The sequence below is a fragment of the Pseudarthrobacter sp. Hb11 genome (assembly GCF_059383655.1).
Genome location: NZ_JBWZCM010000001.1, coordinates 28901 through 51639, shown reverse-complemented (window position 1 = coordinate 51639; position 22739 = coordinate 28901). Strand labels below are relative to the sequence as shown.

The window sequence follows — 22739 nt, the reverse complement described above, 5'->3', positions numbered from 1 at the left end:
TCTTCCGGAAGCTCACCGGTGATAGCCGGGTCGTAGCCGTTTTTCGAGTCTACTATTTCCACGGCCGGGCCACCAATAAGCGCACGCAGTTGCACGGCGGTGGGCGGAACGGAAGGCAGTGGTGGCACGCCTGGTGCCGCCGTAGTCGCTACCCCTTGCGGATCAGCTTGTGGTTCGCGGCCTGCGCCACCGGCCGGATCACAATCTGGTCCAGGTTGACGTGGTGCGGTGCAGTCACGGCATACCGGACCACCTCCGCCACATCTTCCGCCGTGAGCGGCTTCTCCACCCCCTGGTACACCTTTTCCGCTGCCTGCCTGTCACCCAGCCGGTTAAGCGCGAACTCCTCGGTATAAACCAGACCGGGCGCCACCTCAATGACCCGGAGATTGTTTTCCACTTCCTCGAGCCGCAACGCCCCGGTCATGGCATGCTGGGCGAACTTGGCAGCGTTGTAGCCGCCTCCGCCCTCATAGGCGGTCAGGCCGGCCGTGGAGGTCAGGTTCAGCACTGTCCCTTCGCCGTGGGCGCGGAGCATCGGCAGGAATGCGCGGGTGAGCTTCATGGTGCCCAGGACGTTGACCCGGTACATCCACTCCCAGTCCTCCGTGCTTGCGGCGCCGATGGCGTCCGCTCCCCTGGCTCCGCCGGCGATGTTGACCAGGGTATCTATGCCCCCGGCTTCGGTCACCCGGGCCAGCAGCCGGGACACGTCGTCGTCCTCGGAAATGTCAGCAGGAATCGCGACGGCGCCGGTCTCGGCTGCGAGGGCGGCAAGGCGCTCCTCGCGGCGGGCCACGGCGAACACTGTCCACCCTTGGGCGGCAAGGGCACGGACCGTCGCCTCCCCGATTCCGCTGCTCGCGCCGGTCACCAAAGCTGCCTTGTTCTGCACGTCCGAAGTCATGGCACCACCCTAGCGGCAGCCGCGCGGGGCAGACCCGGAGGCATGTCGTCCCATGACACCGGTGCCCGGGTGGCCGCCGGCGACGCTGCCGACCAGCGGACGGGCCCGTCCATGAAACAATTGGCAGATGGCTGAAGACACGCAGGGTACAGACACGCCCAATACCGCCCCCATCAACGTTCCGGACAAGCCGGCCCTCGAAGGCCTCGAAGCTGCCTTGACGCAGCGCTGGCTTACCGAGGGGACCTACAAGTTCAACAGGGACACCACCCGGGAACAGGTCTACTCGATCGACACTCCCCCTCCCACCGCCTCCGGATCACTGCACGTGGGACACATGTTCTCCTACACGCAGACCGATGTGCTGGCGCGCTACCAGCGCATGACCGGCAAGAACGTCTTCTACCCCATGGGCTGGGACGACAACGGCCTGCCCACCGAACGCCGCGTGCAGAACTACTACGGCGTCCGCTGCGACCCCGCCATCCCGTACAAAGCCGACTACCAGCCGCCGGCGCAGCCGGCGAAGAACCAGCGGGACTTCGACGTGGTCTCCCGCCGGAACTTCATCGAGCTGTGCGAGGAGCTTGCCGTCGAGGACGAGAAAGTCTTCGAGAACCTTTTCCAGACGCTTGGCCTGTCCGTGGACTGGGAGCTGACCTACCGCACCATCGACGACAACTCGCGGGCAGTCTCGCAGCGCGCGTTCCTGGCAAACCTCGCCGCGGGCGACGCCTATATGGCCGAGGCACCCACCCTCTGGGACGTCACGTTCCGGACGGCGGTGGCCCAGGCCGAACTGGAGGACCGCGAGGTGCCCGGCGCCTACTACCGCTACCCGTTCTTCACCGAGGAAGGGGAGCGGATCTACATCGAGACCACCCGTCCCGAACTGCTGGCCGCCTGCGCCGCACTGGTGGCGAACCCCGACGACGAACGGTACCAGCCGCTGTTCGGCAAGAAGGTCACCTCCCCCGTCTTCGGCGTCGAGGTTGAGGTCAAGGCGCACCCGCTCGCCAAAGCCGACAAGGGCTCCGGCATCGCCATGGTGTGTACCTTCGGTGACCTGACCGACGTTACCTGGTGGCGCGAACTGCAGCTTCCCACCCGTGCCATCGTGGGCCGGGACGGCCGGATCATCAGCGAAGCCCCGGAGTGGATCACTACCGACATCGGCCGGGAAGCTTTCGCCGCGATCGCGGGTAAGACCGTCTTCAGCGCCAAGGAAGAGGTGGTGAAGCTCCTCACCGCCGCGGACCTGCTTGAGGGCGAGCCCAAGAAGATCATGCACCCCGTGAACTTCTACGAGAAGGGCGACAAGCCCCTTGAAGTTGTGACCTCACGCCAGTGGTACATCCGCAATGGCGGCCGGGACGAGGACCGCCGGGAGCGGCTCATCGCCCGCGGCCAGGAGATCGACTTCCACCCCGCCTTCATGCGCTCACGCTACGAGAACTGGATCTCCGGCCTGAACGGCGACTGGCTGGTGTCCCGCCAGCGCTTCTTCGGTGTGCCCATCCCCGTCTGGTACCCGCTGGATGCCGACGGCAACCCGGACTACGACTCCCCCATCGTGCCCTCCGACGACCAGTTGCCGGTGGACCCCGCCGCGGACGCCGCCCCGGGCTTCGACGAGGCCCAGCGTGATGTTCCCGGCGGCTTCACCGGCGACGCGGACATCCTGGACACCTGGGCCACGTCCTCCCTGACGCCCAAAATCGTGGGCGGCTGGAAGCGCGACGAGGACCTGTTCGGCAAGGTGTTCCCGTTCGACGTCCGGCCGCAGGGCCACGACATCATCCGGACCTGGCTTTTCTCCTCGGTGGTCCGCGCGGACGCACTGGAGAACAGCGCACCGTGGAAGCACGCGGCCATCTCCGGCTGGATCCTCGACCCGGACCGCAAAAAGATGTCCAAGTCCAAGGGCAACGTGGTGGTCCCCACCGACGTGCTGGAGGAATACGGCTCGGATGCTGTCCGCTACTGGGCCGCTTCGGCCAAGCTCGGCGCCGACACCGCGTACGAGATTGCCCAGATGAAGATCGGGCGGCGCCTGGCCATCAAGCTGCTGAACGCCTCGAAGTTTGTCCTGAACCTCGGCGCAACAGAGGCATCAGTGCTCTCCGGTGACCTCTCGGTGCTGAGCAACCCGCTGGACCGGGCCGTCCTCGCCCAGCTCGCGGAGGTGGTGGCCCAGTCCACCAAGGCGTTCGAGAACTACGATTACGCCCGCGCGCTGCAGATCACCGAAAGCTTCTTCTGGCAGTTCACGGACGACTACGTGGAACTCATCAAGGACCGGGCCTACGGCGCCGCGGGCGAGGCCGAGCAGGCCTCCGTGCTCGCAGCCCTGGCCACCACCCTGGACACCCTGCTCCGGCTGTTCGCGCCGTTCCTTCCCTTTGCCACCGAAGAGGTCTGGGGATGGTGGCGCAATGGTTCCGTCCACCGCGCCCAGTGGCCCGCACCGCTGGACGTCCCCGGCGGTGATACCACGATGCTCGCCACCGTCGGTGTTGCGCTCAGCGGTGTGCGCAAGGCGAAGTCCGAGGCAAAGGTCAAGCAGCGCACAGAGGTTCTCTCGGCAACCATCACCGCTTCGGAAGCACTTACCACGCAGCTGAAGGCGGGACTCGCCGACCTCAAGGCCGCCTCCAACGCCCGGGAAATCACCCTGCTGGTGGGCGACGGCGACCTGACCGTCAGTGAGGTGGCCCTGGCTGCCACCGAGGAGCCGGCGCAGGCCTGACCGGCCTGCCTGTTTCAAGTCACTGTTTTAGGACCTTGTTTCAGGGCAAAGGGGAAGCCCCATCAGCGTTTTGCCGTTGGTGGGGCTTCGACTTTTCGGCCATCCGGTGACGTCTTTGATGGTCTGGCAGAATCCTCAGATTTTCAGGTCTTCCTACCTCGTCACTGGTAGCCTGCTTCTAACTTTGCCGATGGCTGCGTTGAATGCATATCACTGAATCTTTGGTTTCTGCGTCCCCCTTCTTTCGAAGTGGGTAAAGACCATTCTTGTCCTGCCCCCAGGGATGCGCAAGAGCCCCGGCAGAACTACAAACAGGTAGTTCTGCCGGGGCTCTTCAGCGTGGTGTCCTACCGGCGGGCAGGATCGGTCCTAGTCGAATTCGGGCCGCTCGGTGCGGCTGCGCTTGAGCTCGAAGAAGTGCGGGTAGGAGGCAAGCGCCGTGGTGGCGTCCCACAGTTTGCCGGCGTCTTCGCCGCGCGGGATGCGGGTAAGGACGGGCCCAAAGAACGCGGTTCCGTTGAAGGCCACCACAGGCGTTCCCACGTCCTGGCCCACCAGCGAGATGCCTTCCTCGTGGCTTGCGCGCAGTGCGGCATCGAAGGCGTCGGTGGTGCCGGCTGCTGCCAGCTCGGCAGGAAGACCGCATTCCGCGAGTGCCTTGGTGATGACCACGGAACGGTCCTTCTCGCCGCGCTCATGGATCAGCGAGCCCATGGCGTCATACAGCGCCTTGACTGCTTCCTGGCCGTGTTCCTGCTGCGCGGCGATGATCACACGGACCGGGCCCCACGCGTTGTCCATGGACTTGCGGTAGGCGGGCTCAAGGTCACGGCCCTCATTCAGGACAGCGAGGCTCATCACGTGCCACACGGTTTCAATTTCGCGGACGCCCTCCACTTCGCCGATCCAGCGCGAAGTGATCCAAGCGAAGGGGCACAGCGGATCGAACCAGAAGTCCGCCTTGTTCCGTGCAGTTTCAGTATTGGCAGCAGCTTCAGTCATGGGAAATCCTTCCGGGTGGCTGGCTGCGCAGACGGCAGCCAACGACGTGGTGGTACGGCGCGTGGGTCAGCAGATGGGCCCGGGCAGGTCCCGGATCAGGCCGACTTCCGGCGCTTGGTAACGTGCGGGATCATGGTCGGCTCTGCGCCGTTCAGGACGACGTCCTCAGTGATAACCACACTGGCGACGTCTTCGCGGCTGGGGAGATCGAACATCACCGGGAGCAGCACTTCCTCCATGATGGCGCGCAGACCGCGGGCACCGGTGCCGCGTTCCAGTGCCTGCTCCGCGATTGCGTCCAGGGCGGTGTCGTCAAACACCAGCTCCACGCCGTCAATCTGGAACATCTTCTGGTACTGCTTCACCAGGGCGTTCTTGGGCGTGGAAAGAATCTGGATCAGGGCGTCGCGGTCCAGGTTGGACACAGTGGTGATCACGGGGAGCCGGCCGATGAATTCGGGAATAAGCCCGAACTTCAGCAGGTCCTCCGGCATCACTTCACCATAGGAGTCGATCTTCTTGCTGGCGTCGTTCAGGGGTGCGCCGAAGCCGATCCCCTTCCGGCCGGACCTCGAGCCGATGATTTCCTCGAGCCCGGCAAAGGCTCCGGCCACGATGAACAGAACGTTGGTGGTGTCGATCTGGATGAATTCCTGGTGCGGGTGCTTCCGGCCGCCCTGCGGAGGAACGGAGGCAACGGTGCCCTCCAGGATTTTCAGAAGCGCCTGCTGGACGCCCTCGCCGGAAACATCGCGGGTGATGGAGGGGTTTTCGCTCTTGCGGGAGATTTTGTCGATCTCGTCGATGTAGATGATGCCCTGCTCGGCCTTTTTGACGTCGTAGTCCGCGGCCTGGATGAGCTTCAGGAGGATGTTCTCGACGTCCTCACCCACATAGCCTGCCTCGGTCAGGGCGGTGGCGTCCGCTACCGCGAAAGGCACGTTCAGGCGGCGCGCGAGCGTCTGGGCCAGATAGGTCTTTCCGCAGCCGGTGGGTCCGATGAGGAGGATGTTGGACTTGGCGATCTCGACGTCGTCGTGGTGGCCGCCCTCGGCCAGGGATCCGGATTTCGGCGCGTGGCCGGCCTGGATCCGCTTGTAATGGTTGTAGACGGCGACGGCGAGGGAGCGTTTCGCAGGCTCCTGGCCGATGACGTATTCCTGCAGGAAGTCGAAGATTTCGCGCGGCTTGGGGAGCTCGAAGCTGCCAAGATCGGCAACCTCTGCAAGTTCCTCTTCGATGATTTCGTTGCAAAGCTCAATGCATTCATCACAGATGTAGACACCGGGCCCGGCAATGAGCTTGCGCACCTGCTTCTGGCTCTTTCCGCAGAAAGAGCACTTCAGCAGATCCGTGCTCTCGCCAATCCGAGCCATATGTGAACCCCTTAGTATCTTGCTGCCAGGCAGCCTTGCACCGTTGCTGGAATCTCCACCAGCCTGCTTGGACCGGTCGTGACAACATCCACTCTAGGTCACATTCGCTTCCGAGGGTGGAAGGAAAAGGCCGGTGGAGCCAAATGATTGGCGCCACCGGCGCTTTACTTTACCGCTACCTGGTGATGGCCTGCGGTTTGATCTTGCGTGAGTCCAGGACCTGGTCGATCAGGCCGTACACCTGGGCTTCTTCAGCGGTGAGGATCTTGTCGCGCTCAATGTCGTTGTTGACCTGCTCGGACGTCCGGCCGGAGTGGTGCGCCAGCGTGTCCTCGAGCCAGGAACGCATGCGCATGACCTCGGCGGCCTGGATCTCCAGGTCGGACGCCTGTCCGCCCTGGCCGCCGGACAGTGCCGGCTGGTGGATCAGGACACGCGCGTTGGGCAGCGCCAGGCGCTTGCCGGGGGTACCGGCCGCCAGCAGGACGGCAGCAGCACTGGCCGCCTGGCCCAGGCAGACAGTCTGGATCTCCGGGCGGATGTACTGCATGGTGTCGTAAATGGCCGTCATGGCCGTGAAGGAACCGCCGGGCGAGTTGATGTAGAGGGTGATGTCCCGGTCCGGGTCCGTGGATTCCAGGACCAGCAGCTGCGCCATGATGTCGTCAGCGGAAGCGTCGTCAACCTGGACACCGAGGAAGATGATGCGGTCCTCGAAGAGCTTGGTGTACGGGTCCTGGCGCTTGAAGCCGTAAGGGGTGCGCTCCTCGAACTGGGGCAGGACGTAGCGGCTGGACGGAAGATTACCGGCGGACCACCCGAAGTTGTAGTTCATTTTTTGTTGCTCCTGATCTGAGTGTTCTTGTGCCGGTCTAGTTCTCGGAGGCTGATTCGCCCGAGGTGCCGTTCGAGTTCGACGTGCCGCCGCCGCCGGCAACAGAGCCCGCGTGCGCAGCGATCTTGTCGAAGAAACCGTAATCAAGCGCTTCGGTGGCGGTGAACCACTTGTCGCGGTCGTTGTCCTTGAGGATGGTGTCCACAGTCTGGCCGGTCTGCTCCGCCGTCAGTTCCGCCATGACCTTCTTCATGTGAAGGATAAGTTCGGCCTGGATCTTGATGTCTGAAGCCGTGCCGCCGATGCCGCCGGAGGGCTGGTGCATCAGGACGCGTGCGTTCGGCGTGGCGTACCGCTTGCCCTTCGTGCCGGAGGAAAGCAGGAACTGCCCCATGGAGGCGGCAAGCCCGGTGGCAACGGTAACGACGTCGTTCGGGATGAACTGCATGGTGTCGTAGATGGCCATGCCTGCAGTGACGGAACCACCGGGAGAGTTGATGTAAAGGTAGATGTCCTTTTCCGGGTTCTCAGCAGAAAGGAGCAGGAGCTGCGAGCAGATGGCGTTTGCGTTCTCGTCACGCACCTCTGAGCCCAGCCAGATGATTCGCTCCTTGAGGAGGCGGTTGTAGATGTAGTTGTCCTGGGCTGCAGGATCGACAGTAGCCATCCGGGGGGCCTCTGCGTGCTGTGACATGTGTACTTACCTCTCACTGGTGACGGTGACATCACTGAAAATCTCTACTTGGACACTAACCGGTTTCACCGACGTTTTGTTCGCGCACCGTGGGCTGTTCGCTGACGGCGCACGATCGGCGCGCACCTTGCGGAAGCGTGCCCTGGCTCAACGCAAACGGCCCCCGGATCCATGGATCCGGGGGCCGTTCAAATCGCCTTACGGCAAGGAACTGCGTTTACAGCAAGTACTAGGCCTTGGCCTCTGCCGTGTCTTCCTCAACAGCAGCCTCGGGCGCTTCCGTTACTGCTTCTTCGGCGTCCACTGCGGGAGCTTCCTCTTCGCCGCCGGGGCTGACGAAGTCGGTCAGGTCAACAGTCTTGCCCTCGGTGTCGGTCACCGTGGCCTGGCCAAGGACAACAGCCAGTGCCTTGCGGCGGCGGACCTCGGAAACCATCATGGGGACCTGGCCGCTCTGATCAATGATCTGGGCGAACTGGTTGGGGTCCATGCCGTACTGGCTGGCGGTGGTGACGATGTAGTCGATCAGCTCGTTCTGGCTGACGTTGACTTCTTCCTTCTCCGCGATGGCGTCAAGGATGATTTCGTTCTGGAAGGCGCGGGCGGTGTTGGCCCGGACCTCTTCACGGTGCTCCTCGGTGTCGTGCTCGCCTTCACCGTGGCCGCTGCCCTCCTTGAAGTGGGCTTCAAGCTGCTCTTCGACCACTGAGTCCGGAACGGGAACCTCTACCAGCTCAACGAGCTTGTCCAGGACCTTGTCGCGGGCTTCGACGCCCTGTTCAACGATTTTGGAGTCGGCGGCCTGCTTGGCGAGGTCTTCGCGGAGCTCGGCAAGGGTGTCGAACTCGGAAGCCAGCTGGGCGAAGTCGTCGTTGGCCTCGGGGAGTTCGCGCTCCTTGACGGCCTTGACCACTACCTTGACCTGGGATGCTTCACCGGCGTGGTCGCCGCCCACCAGGGTGGTGTTGAAGATGGCGTCTTCGTCGGCGCTAAGGCCGGTGACAGCTTCGTCGAGGCCCTCGAGCATGGTGCCGGCGCCTACCTGGTAGGACAGGCCTGCGGCGGAGTCGACCTCTTCGCCGTCGATGGTGGCGTTGATGTCGATGGTGAGGAAGTCGCCGTCAGCAGCGGGACGGTCCACGGACTTCAGCGTGCCGAAGCGGCCGCGCAGTTCGTCCAGGGCCTTGTCGACGTCTTCATCGGAGGACTGGGCTGCAGCAACCTCAACTTGGATGCCGGCGTAGTCAGGGAGTTCGATTTCGGGGCGGACGTCAACCTCGGCGTGGAACTTCAGCTCACCATCGGTGGAGGTGGGGTCCGGAACCTCGGTGATTTCCACCTCGGGACGGCTCAGGGGACGGATGCCGGATTCCTGGACAGCGGACTGGTACCAGCCGTTGAGGCCTTCGTTGATGGCGGTCTCAAGGACGTAGCCGCGGCCGACGCGCTGGTCGATGAGCTTGGCCGGTACCTTGCCCTTACGGAAACCAGGGACCTGGATCTGCGAAGCAACGGTCTTGTAGGCCTCGTCGATGCTGGGCTTCAATTCCTCAAAGGGGACCTCAACATTGAGCTTGACCCGCGTGGGGGTGAGGTTCTCGACAGCGCTCTTCACGGTCTAAGTACTCCTGGGATTGTGGGATGGGTTTCTGCAAACGCAATGTTCCTGTCCGGTCCAAGTGGCCCGGGCCGCAGAGTCGGGGTGACAGGATTTGAACCTGCGACTTCCTGCTCCCAAAGCAGGCGCTCTAGCCAAGCTGAGCTACACCCCGTAAGTGCACAGGCAAGTCTACGGTGATACGCGCCGTCTTTGCACATTTGACACGTAGGCCATGAATTAGGTTTAGTTGTATCCGGCTCGAACAGCCAGCCCGAAGTTGCCAGCCTGCCGGTGCCTGACAGCACTGCAGAAGGATCTTCTTTCGGGGACGTAGCTTAATGGTAAAGCCTCAGTCTTCCAAACTGATTACGCGGGTTCGATTCCCGTCGTCCCCTCTGCGGAACAACAAAAGGCCCCTCATCGAGGGGCCTTTTTGGTTTCCATCGTCTTTCGTCCCGCGCATACTGTGCCGTGCTGCTACGACTGCTGGCAGTACGGGCACCAGTAGAGCTTGCGCGCCACCAGTTCGGCCATCAGCACCTGCGTGCCGCAGACCCGGCAGGGCAGCCCGTTTCGTTTGTAGACAAAGTGGGCGTTTTCCCTGGCCGGGAAGGTGCTGCTCTTGAGCGCGGCGTTCTCCGCCGCAACCCTGGCCGTCCTGCCGTTCCCCGACCAGTACCTCGGCGTCGTAGTGATAATCCGGCCGTCCGCCACGCCGTCGTTCATAACGGAGACGACGTCGCGCCACACTTTGCGTGCCTCCGTCTCCGAAATCTCGGTGCCCGGGAGCCACGGATCGAGCCGGCGCCGGAAAAGGACTTCCGCCCGGTACACGTTTCCCACGCCGGCGATGACCTTCTGGTCCATGAGCAACGCGGCCACCGGGGTTTTGCGGGTTCGAAGGCCCGCGGCAAAGCGGCCGGCGTCCCCGCGGCGGTTGACCAGTGGATCGGGACCCAGCCGGGCCAGCACGGCGTCGGATTCTGCACCGGTGATGGTTTCGCAGGTGGTTGCCCCGCGCAGGTCAGCCCAGCCATTGCTGCCGACGATCCGGACGCGCACAGCCCCCACCGGGGCAGGCGGACCGGCGTACCCGGCGGGCTCATCGCCGTCGCCGTCACCGATGGTTTCCTGCTCCCCCATGCGGCGCGGGGCACCGATGCTGGAGGAGCCGGCAAACGTGCTGTCTCCGCCGAAGGTCCAGGCCCCATAGAGGCCCAGGTGGACGTGCAGCACCAGCGAGTGGTCGAAGTGCAGGAACAGATGTTTTCCGTGGGCCTCTGCATTAACAAGGGTGTGCCCGTCCAGCAGCGCCGCTCCCCCGGCGAAACGGCCCTGGGGGCTGGATACCGTGAGCCGCTGGCCGCCGAAAACGTCCCCGAACTGCCGGGCCAGGCGCCGAAGTGTATGCCCTTCAGGCACTACTCGATGACCTCGCCGGTAGTTTCATAGGCGGCGATTTTGCCGATCCGGCGGACGTGCCGCTCATCGTTGCTGAAGGGTTCGGCCAGGAAGGCCTCGATCAGCTCCGTTGCTTCCTCCACGGTGTGCTGGCGGCCGCCGACGGCCACCACGTTGGCGTCGTTGTGCTCGCGGGCAAGGGTGGCGGTGGAGTGGTTCCATGCCAGGGCCGCCCGAACGCCCTTGACCTTGTTGGCCGCAATCTGCTCGCCGTTCCCTGAGCCGCCCAGCACGATGCCGAGGGCGTGGACGCCGGCCTGCTGGTCAGCCACCACCGCGAGGGCGGCGTTGATGCAGAACGACGGGTAGTCATCCAGGGCGTCGTAGACCTTGGGACCGTGGTCCACCACGTCATAGCCCTTGGCCGTCAGATGGGAGACCAGGTGTGCACTGAGTTCCATGCCTGCGTGGTCGGTGGCAATGTGGACCCGCGGGAAGGCAGGGGAAGAAGTCACAAGCAAAATCCGTTCGGTGTGGGCGCTGGCGGCCGGCACGGAGGGTGCAGGCCGGGGGCAACAACACTCATAAGAATACTAGGACTCAGGCGGGCCGGCCGCGGCTGGGCCGCCGCCTTGTGCCCGTGCAGCCACCCTGGTGAGGACCTCGGCCAGCCGTGCAGCGGAATCCTGGCTTCCGCTGCTCACTGCCAGGCTCTGGCCGTCGGTCTTTTTCACGACGACGGCGGGGCCGCTGCTGACGAGCATGGCGGCAGTTCCGCTGTGGTGCCGGTAGCCCCACCCGCCATAGTCGGCAGCGCGGACCTCCGCAGCTCTTGCTGCCGATATGGCGCCTGCCGGGACATCCATCACGGGGACGACGCCGGCCAGCAGGACTTTCAGGCCGCGCCGGTCCGCCTTGATCCTGGCACAGAGGAATGCCGCGCCGATGACGGCCAGGACCACCAGCAGCACTCCAAGCCAGGGCACGGCGATGGCGATCAGCGCGGACGGAAACAGCGAGGCTATGCCGATCATGACGAAAACCGAGCTGCGGGCATGGACCCAGAACCGTATGCTGTCCCGTGCCAGGTCGGGATCCAGTTCCCTGGCGATGGCAAGCTGGAGGGCCCTGTCGTCGTTGGGCGACCATTGCTGGTCCGCCTTGTACACAAAGCCGATAACCACGCCGAGGGACACGGCGGCTCCGCTTCCGAGCGCAAGCACGGTGAGGTCCACCCTGGACTCACGGGCGTCCGCCAGGCCGGACTGCCCAACGAGGCCGGCGGCGAGCGCGGTGGCGACGAAGAGGCACAGAAACAGTCCGGCTCCCATCATGATCCGGCGCATGGGCACCGGCCTGCTGACCGGCAGGGCCTGGGAAAGGACCAGCCAGCCGGCGGCCACAATCATCAGGGCTCCCCCGGTGACGTAGGCGGCAAAGGGCGCGAAGGCGGCGCCGCCGTCGTCCGTCCACCGGATGGCGAGCGGCTCAGGAAGGTCGGGCCGAAGCAAAAAAGCGCACACCACAAAAGCGGCCCCGACCACCACCGGAAACCCCGCCACAAAACGCAGGGCCTTCGTGTCAACCGACTCCATGAACTTCCCCATGGTTTAACGCTACTCCCGCCGCCGGCCAGTGACTTGGCACCCCCCTCCCTACCCACTGTGAGCTGCGCTACTTGTTCCGGTGTAAAGGAATGCAAGAATGATCAGTGCCGCCGCTGGGCATCGCCAGCCGGCAAACGCAATTATTCCGGAGGCCACACTTTGCCAGGTATGAATCTGACGCGCGCTGAAGCCCGCGAACGTGCAGAACTGATCACCGTCGAGTCCTACAATGTCAGCCTGGACCTGACCCGCGGCGGGATGGTCTTCGGCAGCACCACCACAGTGAAGTTCAGCGCGAAGCCCGGATCCTCCACCTTTATTGATGCTGTCACTGCCGCCGTTCACAGCGTCACGCTCAACGGCCGCAGCCTTGATCCGGACACCGTGGCGGACGGCGTCAGGGTTCAGCTGCCGGAGCTCGCGGAGGACAACGAGCTCACCATCGTGGCGGACGCCCCCTACATGAATACCGGCGAAGGGCTGCACCGCTTCGTGGACCCGGTGGACAACGAGGTCTACCTCTATACGCAGTTCGAGGTTCCCGATTCACGCAGGATGTTCGCGGTGTTCGAGCAGCCGGACCTGAAGGCGGCCTTTACGTTCACCGTCACTGCACCCTCGCATTGGGATGTCATCTCCAACTCCCCCACCCCGGTGCCCGTGGAAACCACGCCCGGAGAGGACGGCGGTGCCCGCCGCGTTTGGTCCTTCTCCCCCACTCCGCGGCTGTCCTCCTACGTCACCGCCCTGATCGCCGGCCCCTACCAGTCCGTGCGCAGCGAAGTGAAGAGTTCCGACGGCCGGGTCATTCCGCTCGGGGTCTTCGCCCGGAAGTCGCTGATGCAGTACCTGGACGCGGAGAACATCTTCGAGCTCACACGCCAGGGTTTTGAGTTCTTCGAGGCGCAGTTCGGCTGCCCCTACCCGTTCGAGAAATACGACCAGCTCTTTGTGCCGGAATTCAACGCCGGCGCCATGGAGAACGCCGGCGCCGTGACCATCCTTGAGGGTTACGTTTTCCGCAGCAAGGTCACCGGCGCGCAAATTGAACGCCGGGCCATCACTGTCCTCCACGAGCTGGCGCACATGTGGTTCGGGGACCTTGTGACCATGCGCTGGTGGAACGACCTGTGGCTCAACGAGTCCTTCGCCGAGTACATGTCCCACCTCGCCGCCGTGGAGGCAACGGACTTCGCCAGCGCCTGGACCACCTTCGCGTCGGTGGAAAAGTCCTGGGCATACCGCCAGGACCAGCTGCCCACCACGCATCCGATTTTCGCGGAAATCAACGATCTCCAGGACGTGGAGGTGAACTTCGACGGCATCACCTACGCCAAGGGCGCCTCTGTCCTCCGCCAGCTGGTGGCGTGGGTGGGACCGGAGCAGTTCATGGCCGGGGTCCGGGAGTACTTCGCCAAGCACTCCTGGCAGAACACGGAACTGAGCGACCTCATGGTGGAGTTGGAGAAGGCCAGCGGCCGCGACCTGGATGATTGGGGCCGGCAATGGCTGGAAACCGCCGGGGTCAACACCCTCAAGCCGGAACTGGAAGTGGGCAGCGACGGCCGGCTGGCTTCCTTCGCCATCCTGCAGTCCGCCGTCGAGGAGTGGCCCACCATCCGTCCGCACCGGCTGGCGGTGGGGTTCTACAACCTGAACGACGCCGGGAAGCTTGAGCGGGTGCACCGCGAGGAACTGGACGTCGACGGCGTCCGCACCGAGGTGCCGGCGCTGGCGGGGATGCCGCAGCCGGACCTGGTCCTGGTGAACGACGACGACCTCGCCTACGCCAAGGTCCGGCTGGATGAGAAGTCGCTGGCCACCGCCACGGCCCACCTGAAGGACTTCAGCCAGAGCCTGCCGCGGACCCTGGTGTGGAACTCCGCATGGGACGCCGCCCGCGATGGGGAGACGCCCGCCCGGCGGTATGTGGAACTGATCCTTGCCAACGTGGCTGCCGAGTCCGATTCCTCGGTGATCCTGGTCCAGCTCCGCCAGCTGGCCACCACCTTGGATTTCTACGTGGCCGAGGAGCACCGGGAAACGACGGCCGTGGCTGCAGCCGACCGGCTGTGGGAGCTGGCCTCCGAGGTGCCGGGCGGCTCTGACGCCCAGCTGCAGTTCGTGAAGTCCTTCGCCTTGTTGGCGAGGAGTGGAGCCCAGTTGGACACAGTGGCGGGCCTTCTAAACGGTTCGCGGGTGCTGGACGGGCTGGCTGTTGACCAGGACCTGCGTTGGGAGCTGGTGACTTCGCTGGTGGTGGGCGGCCGGCTGGCGCAGGACGGCATCGATGCCGAGCTTGTCCGGGACCACACCTCCAGCGGACAGAACGCCGCTGCCCAGGCAAAGGCGGCCATTCCCACACCCGAGGCCAAAGCGGCAGCCTGGGAATCGATGGTGGTGAAGGGCGAGCTCTCCAACGCCCTCCAGGGGTCGGCGGTCAAGGGTTTTATGCGCGTCCTGGACCGGTCCCTGCTGGAACCGTACGCGGAGAAGTACTTCCAGGCGGTGCCGGCCATCGTGGAAACCCGAACACACGCGCTTGCCCAGCAGATCGTCGTCGGGCTCTACCCGGCGTTGCTGACCACGCAGGCCACCGTTGACCGCACGGACGGTTTCCTGGCGGCGCTCCCGCCGCAAAGCGCCGCCCTGCGGCGGATGATGCTGGAAAACCGCGACGGCGTTGCCCGGGCGTTGCGCGCACGCGCCGCTGACGCCACTCCCATCGAAGCAGGGACCGGGTTGTGACGCTCAGCGAGCACCGCTACGCGCTGACGGTTCAGTGGACCGGCAACCTGGGAGGAGGGACGTCGTCGTACCGCGGCTACTCGCGGGACCACGACATCCTCATTCCCGGGCTGCCGGTCCTCAAAGGCTCGGCCGATCCTACCTTCCATGGCGACCGCGGGCGCTACAACCCGGAGCAGCTGCTTCTGGCTGCCCTTGCGCAGTGCCACATGCTTTCCTTCCTGCACGTGGCGGTGAAGCACGGTGTGGTGGTAGTGGACTACCGCGACGAGGCCACCGGGCGGCTGGTGCTCAACCGGGACGGCAGCGGCCAGTTCGAACGTGTGACGCTGCGCCCCCAGGTGACGGTAGCGGACGAACAGCACGTAGCTTTGGCCGCGCAGCTGCACCACGAAGCCAACCAGGTGTGCTTCATAGCCCGCAGCGTGAACTTCCCGGTGGAACACGTTCCGACGACCATGGCTGCCTAGCGCTGTTGCTGCTGTCCCAGGTGCCGCGGCTGGTCAATTCGTTCCCTCTCCCAGCCTGGCGACCAGCCGCGCCTCCGTCTCCGGGGTCAACCCGGCTTTGCGGGGCCGGTCCAGGCCGCGGCGGCGTTCGTCAGCCAGCGTGTCGGCCAGCGTTTCCTGCCACGGCCGGATCCGCAGGCCGGCCTTCACTGCGGCCTTGTTGCTCCTGGCCATAAACCCCTCATGCCCGGGCGGGAGCCACAGCGGCAGCGAATCTGGCCCCGCCCAGTAGCCGACGCCTTGGTCCGCAAGCCAGTCCTCGGCCGTGGGGACCACTTCGCCGTGATGATCTGAAGCCTGCCGGGACGCGCTGATGTACTCCCCGAACGACACTTGGTCCCCCAGCGCATTCAGGGCCCCGGTGGTTCCCTGCTCTGCCGCCAGCAGGATCCACGCGGCCAGGTCCCGTACGTCGATGACCTGGGTGGCGTGGCTGCCAATGGCGGGAACAATGGCGGGGCTGTTGTCCCTGGCAAAGCGGGCCGGCCAGTACCCGTAGCGGTCCGAGCCGTCCCCCGGCCCGCCGATCAGGCCGGCACGGCACAGGTGGGCCTTCATACCCGCGGTTTTGAAGGTTGCCTCCTCGATGGCGGCTTTGGATTCGCCGTAGTTTTCCGGCGTGGAAGGAGTACCCCATGCAAGCGCCGGAAGGAGGGCGGCGTCCTCGGTGGCTCCGGGAACCGATGCGTCGGCATAAACGGAGCAACTGGAGACGAAGGTCCAGTGGGCGGTACGGTGTCCGAGGGCGTCCAACGCCTCGGTTGCGGGCACCGGATCGCGGGCGACGTCGATGATCCCGTCCCACTCCCCCTCAACCCCGCCGTAGGCCTTCGGGCCCAGCGAGCGGTCGGCTTTCAGCCACACGGCGCCCTCCGGCGGCTCAGCGGCGGAGCCCCGGGCAAGGCAGGTGACCTCATGCCCGCCGGCGACAGCCTGACGGACGATTTCTGCGGACAGGAAGGCGGTTCCGCCAAGGACAAGAATGCGCATGCGACCACGCTACGGCGCTAGGGTTAAAGGAGAACAGAGCCATCCGCGCCGGGCTTAACCGGCGCTCCGGCCCCCTATCCCGGCTCCGCCGGGGAACCCCCAGGAGTATTTCCCCCCTATGGTCAGCATGTTGTCGATCCTTCCTTCCGCCGCCACCGAGCCGGACGGCATCAGCATCACGGGCATCGTGATCAGCCTCGGCGTGGGCGTTACCATCTGGCTGGCTGCCACCTTTGTTATCTCCCGCATCACCGGCCGCGTGGCGGCCGGCAGCAACTTTTTCAAGCGGCCCACTTTCAAATGGGCGGCACCGGCCCTGCGCGCCCTGGACCACGAACGGCGGGTTCAGCGCGCGGAGACCATCGGTTCGCTGCTGAACAGCATCGTCGGCGTATTGGTGGTGGTCATCACCAGCATGTACGTCCTGCAGAACCTGGACATCAACATCGCGCCGCTCCTCACCAGCGTGGGTATCTTGGGTGTGGCCATTGGTTTCGGTGCCCAGCAGCTGATCCGCGACTTCCTGGCCGGGATTTTTATTACCATTGAAGACCAGTACGGAATCGGCGATGTGATCGAAACCAGCGAGGTTGTTGGCGTGGTGGAGTCCATGGGCTTGCGCATCACCCGCGTACGGTCCGACGACGGCGCCATCTGGTACCTCCGCAACGGCGAGATCCTCCGCGTGGGCAACCGTTCGCAGGGCAACTACGTGCCGCTGCACGAGTCACCGGACGGAACCACGGACCAAGCCAGCGATCACGGCGCCGAAACCAAAAAGACTGACCAAAAGGCCGGAGACTAGCAATGACCATCCCCATCGACCCGCAGAAGCCCCGCCAGCTGATGCAGAACGATCCGTTCAGCCAGCCCGGCTACACCGACAACTTTTACGACGCGGTGGGCGGCCACCAGACCTTCGTCAAGCTGATCGACGTCTTCTACGACGGCGTGGCGACGGATCCGCTGCTGCGGCCGATGTACCCGGAAGAGGACCTGGAACCCGCAAAGCGCCGCTTCCTGATGTTCCTCGAGCAGTACTGGGGCGGACCCGCCACCTACGGGGAAGAGCGCGGCCATCCCCGGCTGCGCATGCGCCACATGCCCTTCACGGTGACGCCGGAGGCCAAGGACCGCTGGCTTTTCCACATGCGGACGGCTGTGGACGCACTGGAACTCCCACCCCTGTATGAGGGAACCCTCTGGGACTACATGGAGCGCGCAGCCCTCTCGATGGTGAACAGCCCGGCCGGTTAGCGGGTTCTGCCGTGGCGCGTGGCCGCCACAGCGGCCCGCCGTTAGAGAAGTCCGCTGCCCGTCCGCGCGAGGACGTGTCCGCGCGGACCACTTAAGCGGAACCAGCGGCCAACACGGTAGAGCTTCTGGTCGCCGTCCGCGAGGAAGCCCAGGGCCAGGGCTGCGAAGGCGGCGCCTGCCGGAAGGCCGGAGTCATCGAGTGCCCTGCCCCACACGGCAGCCCGGGCGTTGTTGACGATCAGCGCGCCGGGCTTGTCCGGCACAATTCCGGCCACTTCAGCGATGCCGGCATCTGCAGCCTCCCGCAGGGCTGCATCCCTTCGCGAACCCAGCAGTTCCCATCCGCTCCGGGGGGCGCCGACGCCGGTCCAGGACTCGGTGACGGTGGACGGCGGTACCGGCAGCTCGACGTCGTCCTCGCCCGCCCGTGCGAGCCGGTCCAGCACGGCAGCCAGCGGAACGGTGACGTCCGTCGCGGACGGCTCCGCCAGTGCCATGGTGCGCAGCCCCAGGATTGTGGGCGTTGATTCACCAAGCACCCGTGGCCGCAGCACGCAGACGTACGCAGCGAGAACGGAACCGGCCGCCTGAAGCCGGATGGCGCCGTCGTCAATTGTCTTGGCGCGCGTGGCGAAGGTTTTCAGGTCCGCGAGATCCTGCGGATCGGCGAAACGGAAGGACGAGGTGAGTAGATCAGACACACCAAGAACACTACCGGCTGCACCTTTGTTGAGCAGTGCCGGGGTGCCGTCTAAAGTCGAACCATGACTGAAGCCGACGCGGAAATCCTGGCGCTCCCCACCGAAGACCCCACCTCATCGCTCATCTCCCTTCTTGATCTTGGTGAGCTGGAGGGAGCCCGGACTGACGAGGACATCTTCCTGGGTCCGTCGCAGCAGCAGCCCCACCACCGCGTGTTCGGCGGCCAGGTGCTGGCGCAGTCATTGATTGCCTCCATCAGGACGGTGGACCCGGCCCGTTTTGTCCACTCCATGCACGGCTACTTCCTCCGCCCGGGTGACGCGAACAAGCCCATCACCTTCGGTGTGCAGCGCCTCCGCGACGGCCGGTCCTTTTCCGCCCGGCGCGTCCATGCCTACCAGGAAGGGGTGCCCATCCTGTCGATGATCGCCTCCTTCCAGGGCGAGGACGAAGGCGTGGAGCACGAGTCCGTGATGCCCAGTGGCATACCCCACCCCGAGTCGCTGCCCAGCACTGCGGACCTGCTGGGAAAGTTCGACCATCCGGTGGCGCGACATTGGGCCTACGAGCGGCCCTTTGACATCCGGCACGTTGATCCACCGCTGTACGTATCGGCAAAGGGTGAACGGGAACCACGCAATGCCGTGTGGATGAAGACCTTCGGGCCCATGCCGGACAATCCCAACCTGCACCGCGCGGCCCTGGCGTACGCCAGTGACTACACCCTGCTGGAATCGATTTTGCGGCGCCACGGGCTGAGCTGGATCACTCCCGGGATGAATGTTGCCAGCCTGGACCACGCCATGTGGTGGCACCGCCCTGCCCGGGTGGACGAGTGGCTGCTGTACGTCCAGGAATCGCCGAGCGCCCAGGGTGCCCGGGGCCTTGCGACCGGCAAAATCTTCAACCAGGCCGGGCAGCACGTGGCCTCCGTGGCGCAGGAAGGCATGGTGCGGGTGCCCACCGACCTGAAGAGCAAGGTGGTGGGTGCTTCCCAGTCGAAGGTGATGGAGCACCAGATCCGCAAGGCCGGGCGGGACTAGCCTTCCGGGGGTCGCGTCCCCGTGACCTCGTCCAGGAGCTGTATCCCGGGGGATGTGTTCCGGCCATGAACACCAACAGGCCGGCACCCATGGGGTACCGGCCTGTTGGTTGCCTGTCGCGGCTTACGCTGTTGCGTCCGTCGCGGCCGCGATGTTAGTCGCGGGTCAAGCGGCGGTGCGTAACGCGGTGCGGCTTGGCCGCATCCGGCCCCAGCCGCTCCACCTTGTTCTCCTCGTACGATTCGAAGTTGCCCTCGAACCAGTACCACTTGGACGGGTTCTCCTCGTCGCCTTCGTAAGCCAGGATGTGCGTGGCCACCCGGTCCAGGAACCAGCGGTCGTGCGAGACCACTACAGCGCAGCCGGGGAATTCCAGCAGCGCGTTCTCCAGGCTGCTGAGGGTTTCGACGTCGAGGTCGTTGGTGGGCTCATCGAGGAGCAGCAGGTTGCCGCCCTGTTTGAGGGTCAAGGCCAGGTTCAGGCGGTTGCGCTCACCACCGGAGAGCACACCGGCCTTTTTCTGCTGGTCCGGGCCCTTGAACCCGAAGGCCGCAACGTACGCCCGGGACGGCATCTCCACGTGGCCCACCTGGATGAAGTCCAGGCCATCCGAGACGACCTCCCACAGCGTCTTGTTGGGGTCGATGCCGCCGCGGCTCTGGTCCGCGTAGGAAATCTTGACGGAGTCGCCGATCTTCAGGTCGCCGCCGTCGAGCGGCTCCAGTCCAACGATGGTCTTGAACAGCGTGGTCTTGCCAACGCCGTTGGGGCCGATGACGCCCACGATGCCGTTGCGGGGCAGGCTGAAGGACAGTCCGTCGATCAGTGTCCGGTCTTCGAAGCCCTTCTGCAGGTTCTTGGCCTCCAGCACCAGGCCACCCAGGCGTGGTCCCGGCGGGATCTGGATCTCCTCGAAGTCAAGCTTGCGGGTGCGGTCTGCCTCTGCGGCCATCTCCTCATAGCGGGCAAGACGGGCCTTGGACTTGGTCTGGCGGCCCTTGGCGTTGGAGCGGACCCATTCCAGTTCCTCGCTGAGGCGCTTGGCCTGTTTGGCGTCCTTTTTGCCCTGGATTTCCAGGCGCGCCCGCTTCTTCTCCAGGTAAGTGGAGTAGTTGCCCTCGTAGGGGTAAAGGTGGCCGCGGTCCACTTCGGCGATCCACTCGGCGACGTGGTCCAGGAAGTAGCGGTCGTGGGTGACGGCCAGGACTGCGCCGGCGTAGCTGGAGAGGTGCTGTTCGAGCCACAGCACGCTCTCAGCGTCCAAGTGGTTGGTGGGCTCGTCCAACAGCAGCAGGTCCGGTTTCTGCAGGAGCAGCTTGCACAGGGCCACGCGGCGGCGCTCACCACCGGAGAGGTTGGTCACGTCGGCGTCCGCCGGCGGGCAGCGGAGCGCGTCCATGGCCTGCTCCAACTGGGAATCCAGGTCCCAGGCGTCTGCAGCGTCAATGGCTTCCTGCAGGTGTCCCATTTCCTCGAGGAGGGTGTCATAGTCAGCGTCGGGGCTGGCCATTTCCTCGGAAATTTCGTTGAAGCGCTGGATCTTGCCGTAGATCTCGCCTACACCTTCCTGGACGTTGCCCAGGACGGTTTTGTCTTCATTCAGGGGTGGTTCCTGCAGGAGGATTCCCACGGTGTAGCCGGGGCTGAGCCGGGCCTCGCCGTTGGAGGGGGTGTCCAGTCCGGCCATGATCTTCAGGATGGTGGACTTACCGGCACCGTTCGGGCCCACAACACCGATCTTGGCGCCGGGAAAGAAGGACATGCTTACGTCGTCAAGAATGAGTTTTTCGCCAACGGCCTTGCGGGCCTTGGTCATTGTGTAGATAAATTCCGCCATGGTTCCAAATCTAGTGGGTTGGCGGGCATAACTCACATTCGGTGCACCCGGGTCAGGAGCCTACAAAGCACTTGCCGCTGGCCAGTACCGGAAGGACCGTCACTGCTACGGCACCGTCACGGACCTGGCCGATGACGCAGTCGCTGCCCTGGAGCACGGAGGCTTCGATGGCGTCGGCTTCCAGGCCGGTGGGGGTCCGGCTTTGGGAAACCTGCAATGCAGACGGTGCGATGCCCGCTCCGGTCAGGGCCTCTGTCACCTGCGCCGTGGCGGGCTTCGGCGATCCTGCCGCCAGTCGCCCCAGGGCGTTTGTTACGGTCTTCCTGACCGCTTCAGTGGCGGCAGCCTCCGGGCCAGCTGTCGATTGCCCTGCGGACGGATTCGCCAGCGGTCCTGCCGTAGCTGTTTCCGTTGTCACCGGCTTTGTCCCCGCGCCGATTGCGGTTGAGGCTGCAGTTGCCGGCCCGGTTGCCCCCGGTTGGACAACCGACGGCACTCCGCCCACGCATCCCGACAAAGCCGCTGCCAAGGCTCCGCCGGCCGTTGCTGCCACCAGGCGGCGTGCAGCCCGGCCGGAAGCTGAAGGAGCGGCCGATGCTGCCCCGGCCGATTGGTTCCGCCAATGGTCAGGGGTGGTCCGCATGGTGTCATTCTGCCATGCGGACCGGCAGCGGCTTCACAACCTGGGCGGGCAGGGCGCGGCCGGGGGGGTGCCGCTGTCCTGCTCGCCCAGGAAACCAAGGGGGACGTTGATATTGGGGATACTAGACGCCGGATTCGGCGAGCTCCCCCGTTTCCAGGTCCAAAGCGACCAGGTCGCCGTTGCTGTCTTCGACGTAGGCTGCGGCTGGATCGCCGTCGCCCGGCAGGTCTTCGTCGTTGTCCTCGGGCTCGTCGAAAGGTCCATTGGCACCGACACCGGGGTCTTCGGCGAAGCCGGGTTCCTGCTCCACAAGCGACAGAAGTGGTTTAGTGGAGGACCTGGTGAAGTTGGCGGTGCCCCATGTGAGGTCATGCCCCACGGCATCGGCATCGATGGTGTGTGAGTAGTAGACCCTGCCGTCCTTTTCCCAGCTGCGGATTTTCAGCTTGCCAACCACGATGACGGGCTGGCCTTTCCTGATGCTGCAGCCCATGCTTCCCGCCAGGTGCCGGTAGCCCTGGACCGAGAACCAGTTCGTATGGCCATCCACCCACTGGCCGTCCTTGTCACGTCGGCGGGAATTGGATCCGATGCGGAAGGAAGCGGTGGCCACTCCCCCCGTTGTGGTGGAACTCCTGATCTCGGTGGCAACGAAGCCCCGAATGGTTATGGTGTCGCTCATTTTTACGTCCTGTCTTCTAGTGATGCCCTAGCAGGCAAGACCAGCATCGCGCCCCCGCAGGCCGCTGGGGAGGCGGCGCTTTCCCTATGTGCACAACCGGCACCTGGATGTGCCTGTGGAGGAAAAGCCGTTGCACGTCGGTGAAGGCGCCCGCACT

General features: G+C 64.8%; 20 protein-coding genes and 2 tRNA genes. 7 read left to right on the top strand and 15 right to left on the bottom strand.

Translation table 11 applies throughout. From position 1 onward, the window contains the following. Positions 1–148: 148 nt before the first annotated feature. Positions 149–907, bottom strand: a complete 759-nt coding sequence (locus AC50X7_RS00275) for an SDR family oxidoreductase (RefSeq protein WP_494977251.1) — start codon at positions 905–907, stop codon at positions 149–151. Positions 908–1034: 127 nt separating this feature from the next. Between AC50X7_RS00275 and valS the strand changes: the two genes are divergently transcribed. Then, positions 1035–3656, top strand: a complete 2622-nt coding sequence (valS, locus tag AC50X7_RS00270; RefSeq protein WP_494977250.1) for a valine--tRNA ligase — start codon at positions 1035–1037, stop codon at positions 3654–3656. 369 nt (positions 3657–4025) lie between these two features. Here valS and AC50X7_RS00265 read toward each other — a convergent pair whose 3' ends face one another. From AC50X7_RS00265 to AC50X7_RS00240, 6 genes are all read right to left on the bottom strand, one after another. Then, entirely contained in the window at positions 4026–4658 is a 633-nt protein-coding gene (locus tag AC50X7_RS00265) for a mycothiol-dependent nitroreductase Rv2466c family protein (RefSeq protein WP_494977249.1), read from the bottom strand. Positions 4659–4753: 95 nt separating this feature from the next. Then, complete coding sequence (clpX, locus tag AC50X7_RS00260; protein WP_307094824.1) at positions 4754–6034, bottom strand: ATP-dependent Clp protease ATP-binding subunit ClpX; 1281 nt, start codon at positions 6032–6034, stop codon at positions 4754–4756. A 175-nt stretch (positions 6035–6209) separates the two neighbouring features. Continuing rightward, positions 6210–6869, bottom strand: coding sequence for an ATP-dependent Clp protease proteolytic subunit (locus tag AC50X7_RS00255; protein WP_013601337.1), 660 nt, complete (start codon positions 6867–6869; stop codon positions 6210–6212). A gap of 37 nt (positions 6870–6906) precedes the next feature. Beyond that, complete coding sequence (locus tag AC50X7_RS00250; RefSeq protein ID WP_494977802.1) at positions 6907–7536, bottom strand: ATP-dependent Clp protease proteolytic subunit; 630 nt, start codon at positions 7534–7536, stop codon at positions 6907–6909. Between the two features lie 256 nt (positions 7537–7792). Beyond that, the gene (gene tig, locus AC50X7_RS00245) at positions 7793–9178 is read right to left on the bottom strand and encodes a trigger factor (protein WP_494977248.1); all 1386 of its coding nucleotides are present in this window, start codon (positions 9176–9178) and stop codon (positions 7793–7795) included. 82 nt (positions 9179–9260) lie between these two features. Beyond that, positions 9261–9335: transfer RNA gene (locus tag AC50X7_RS00240), tRNA-Pro, on the bottom strand. 152 nt (positions 9336–9487) lie between these two features. Here AC50X7_RS00240 and AC50X7_RS00235 point away from each other — a divergent pair. Continuing rightward, positions 9488–9558: transfer RNA gene (locus AC50X7_RS00235), tRNA-Gly, on the top strand. A gap of 82 nt (positions 9559–9640) precedes the next feature. Here AC50X7_RS00235 and AC50X7_RS00230 read toward each other — a convergent pair. From AC50X7_RS00230 to AC50X7_RS00220, 3 genes are all read right to left on the bottom strand, one after another. Beyond that, the gene (locus tag AC50X7_RS00230) at positions 9641–10585 is read right to left on the bottom strand and encodes an Fpg/Nei family DNA glycosylase (protein WP_494977247.1); all 945 of its coding nucleotides are present in this window, start codon (positions 10583–10585) and stop codon (positions 9641–9643) included. After that, positions 10585–11079, bottom strand: coding sequence for a ribose-5-phosphate isomerase (locus AC50X7_RS00225; RefSeq protein ID WP_104045250.1), 495 nt, complete (start codon positions 11077–11079; stop codon positions 10585–10587). The genes AC50X7_RS00230 and AC50X7_RS00225 overlap by 1 nt, the downstream gene beginning before the upstream one ends. Before the next feature lie 78 nt (positions 11080–11157). Then, a complete protein-coding gene (locus AC50X7_RS00220) occupies positions 11158–12171 on the bottom strand; it encodes a hypothetical protein (protein WP_494977246.1) in 1014 nt (337 codons plus the stop codon). 168 nt (positions 12172–12339) lie between these two features. On the opposite strand from AC50X7_RS00220, the gene pepN reads away from it, so the two are divergent. Then, positions 12340–14919, top strand: a complete 2580-nt coding sequence (pepN, locus tag AC50X7_RS00215; protein WP_494977245.1) for an aminopeptidase N — start codon at positions 12340–12342, stop codon at positions 14917–14919. Beyond that, on the top strand, positions 14916–15389 hold the full coding sequence (locus AC50X7_RS00210; protein WP_494977244.1) for an OsmC family protein: 474 nt from the start codon (positions 14916–14918) through the stop codon (positions 15387–15389). Before pepN ends, AC50X7_RS00210 begins: the two co-directional genes overlap by 4 nt. A 33-nt stretch (positions 15390–15422) precedes the next feature. Here AC50X7_RS00210 and AC50X7_RS00205 read toward each other — a convergent pair whose 3' ends face one another. After that, positions 15423–16418 carry an NAD-dependent epimerase/dehydratase family protein gene (locus tag AC50X7_RS00205; RefSeq protein ID WP_494977243.1) on the bottom strand — a complete coding sequence of 332 codons (996 nt, stop codon included), beginning with the start codon at positions 16416–16418 and terminating at the stop codon, positions 15423–15425. Positions 16419–16536: 118 nt separating this feature from the next. Between AC50X7_RS00205 and AC50X7_RS00200 the strand changes: the two genes are divergently transcribed. Continuing rightward, positions 16537–17223 carry a mechanosensitive ion channel family protein gene (locus tag AC50X7_RS00200; RefSeq protein WP_307094817.1) on the top strand — a complete coding sequence of 229 codons (687 nt, stop codon included), beginning with the start codon at positions 16537–16539 and terminating at the stop codon, positions 17221–17223. 2 nt (positions 17224–17225) lie between these two features. After that, the gene (locus AC50X7_RS00195; RefSeq protein WP_494977242.1) at positions 17226–17675 is read left to right on the top strand and encodes a globin; all 450 of its coding nucleotides are present in this window, start codon (positions 17226–17228) and stop codon (positions 17673–17675) included. 41 nt (positions 17676–17716) lie between these two features. On the opposite strand, the gene AC50X7_RS00190 is transcribed toward AC50X7_RS00195, so the two are convergent. Continuing rightward, the gene (locus AC50X7_RS00190) at positions 17717–18376 is read right to left on the bottom strand and encodes a DUF8185 domain-containing protein (RefSeq protein WP_494977241.1); all 660 of its coding nucleotides are present in this window, start codon (positions 18374–18376) and stop codon (positions 17717–17719) included. A 63-nt stretch (positions 18377–18439) separates the two neighbouring features. On the opposite strand from AC50X7_RS00190, the gene AC50X7_RS00185 reads away from it, so the two are divergent. Beyond that, complete coding sequence (locus AC50X7_RS00185) at positions 18440–19420, top strand: acyl-CoA thioesterase (RefSeq protein WP_494977240.1); 981 nt, start codon at positions 18440–18442, stop codon at positions 19418–19420. 154 nt (positions 19421–19574) lie between these two features. Here AC50X7_RS00185 and ettA read toward each other — a convergent pair whose 3' ends face one another. From ettA to AC50X7_RS00170, 3 genes are all read right to left on the bottom strand, one after another. Next, positions 19575–21257: an energy-dependent translational throttle protein EttA gene (ettA, locus tag AC50X7_RS00180; RefSeq protein ID WP_307094813.1), complete on the bottom strand. Its 1683-nt coding sequence runs from the start codon at positions 21255–21257 to the stop codon at positions 19575–19577. Positions 21258–21309: 52 nt separating this feature from the next. Continuing rightward, the gene (locus tag AC50X7_RS00175; RefSeq protein ID WP_494977239.1) at positions 21310–21900 is read right to left on the bottom strand and encodes a DUF6993 domain-containing protein; all 591 of its coding nucleotides are present in this window, start codon (positions 21898–21900) and stop codon (positions 21310–21312) included. A gap of 121 nt (positions 21901–22021) precedes the next feature. Continuing rightward, on the bottom strand, positions 22022–22582 hold the full coding sequence (locus AC50X7_RS00170) for a single-stranded DNA-binding protein (protein WP_307094811.1): 561 nt from the start codon (positions 22580–22582) through the stop codon (positions 22022–22024). Positions 22583–22739 lie beyond the last annotated feature (157 nt).

Excerpts from the sequence above, each read along its gene's own strand:
- valS (WP_494977250.1), top strand. The coding sequence starts at position 1,035 with ATGGCTGAAGACACGCAGGGTACAGACACGCCCAATACCGCCCCCATC.
- clpX (WP_307094824.1), bottom strand. The coding sequence starts at position 6,034 with ATGGCTCGGATTGGCGAGAGCACGGATCTGCTGAAGTGCTCTTTCTGC.
- pepN (WP_494977245.1), top strand. The coding sequence starts at position 12,340 with ATGAATCTGACGCGCGCTGAAGCCCGCGAACGTGCAGAACTGATCACC.
- AC50X7_RS00195 (WP_494977242.1), top strand. The coding sequence starts at position 17,226 with ATGACCATCCCCATCGACCCGCAGAAGCCCCGCCAGCTGATGCAGAAC.
- AC50X7_RS00255 (WP_013601337.1), bottom strand. The coding sequence starts at position 6,869 with ATGAACTACAACTTCGGGTGGTCCGCCGGTAATCTTCCGTCCAGCCGC.
- AC50X7_RS00220 (WP_494977246.1), bottom strand. The coding sequence starts at position 12,171 with ATGGGGAAGTTCATGGAGTCGGTTGACACGAAGGCCCTGCGTTTTGTG.
- AC50X7_RS00175 (WP_494977239.1), bottom strand. The coding sequence starts at position 21,900 with ATGCGGACCACCCCTGACCATTGGCGGAACCAATCGGCCGGGGCAGCA.
- ettA (WP_307094813.1), bottom strand. The coding sequence starts at position 21,257 with ATGGCGGAATTTATCTACACAATGACCAAGGCCCGCAAGGCCGTTGGC.
- AC50X7_RS00185 (WP_494977240.1), top strand. The coding sequence starts at position 18,440 with ATGACTGAAGCCGACGCGGAAATCCTGGCGCTCCCCACCGAAGACCCC.
- AC50X7_RS00265 (WP_494977249.1), bottom strand. The coding sequence starts at position 4,658 with ATGACTGAAGCTGCTGCCAATACTGAAACTGCACGGAACAAGGCGGAC.
- AC50X7_RS00205 (WP_494977243.1), bottom strand. The coding sequence starts at position 16,418 with ATGCGCATTCTTGTCCTTGGCGGAACCGCCTTCCTGTCCGCAGAAATC.
- AC50X7_RS00250 (WP_494977802.1), bottom strand. The coding sequence starts at position 7,536 with ATGGCTACTGTCGATCCTGCAGCCCAGGACAACTACATCTACAACCGC.
- AC50X7_RS00200 (WP_307094817.1), top strand. The coding sequence starts at position 16,537 with ATGGTCAGCATGTTGTCGATCCTTCCTTCCGCCGCCACCGAGCCGGAC.
- AC50X7_RS00170 (WP_307094811.1), bottom strand. The coding sequence starts at position 22,582 with ATGAGCGACACCATAACCATTCGGGGCTTCGTTGCCACCGAGATCAGG.
- AC50X7_RS00275 (WP_494977251.1), bottom strand. The coding sequence starts at position 907 with ATGACTTCGGACGTGCAGAACAAGGCAGCTTTGGTGACCGGCGCGAGC.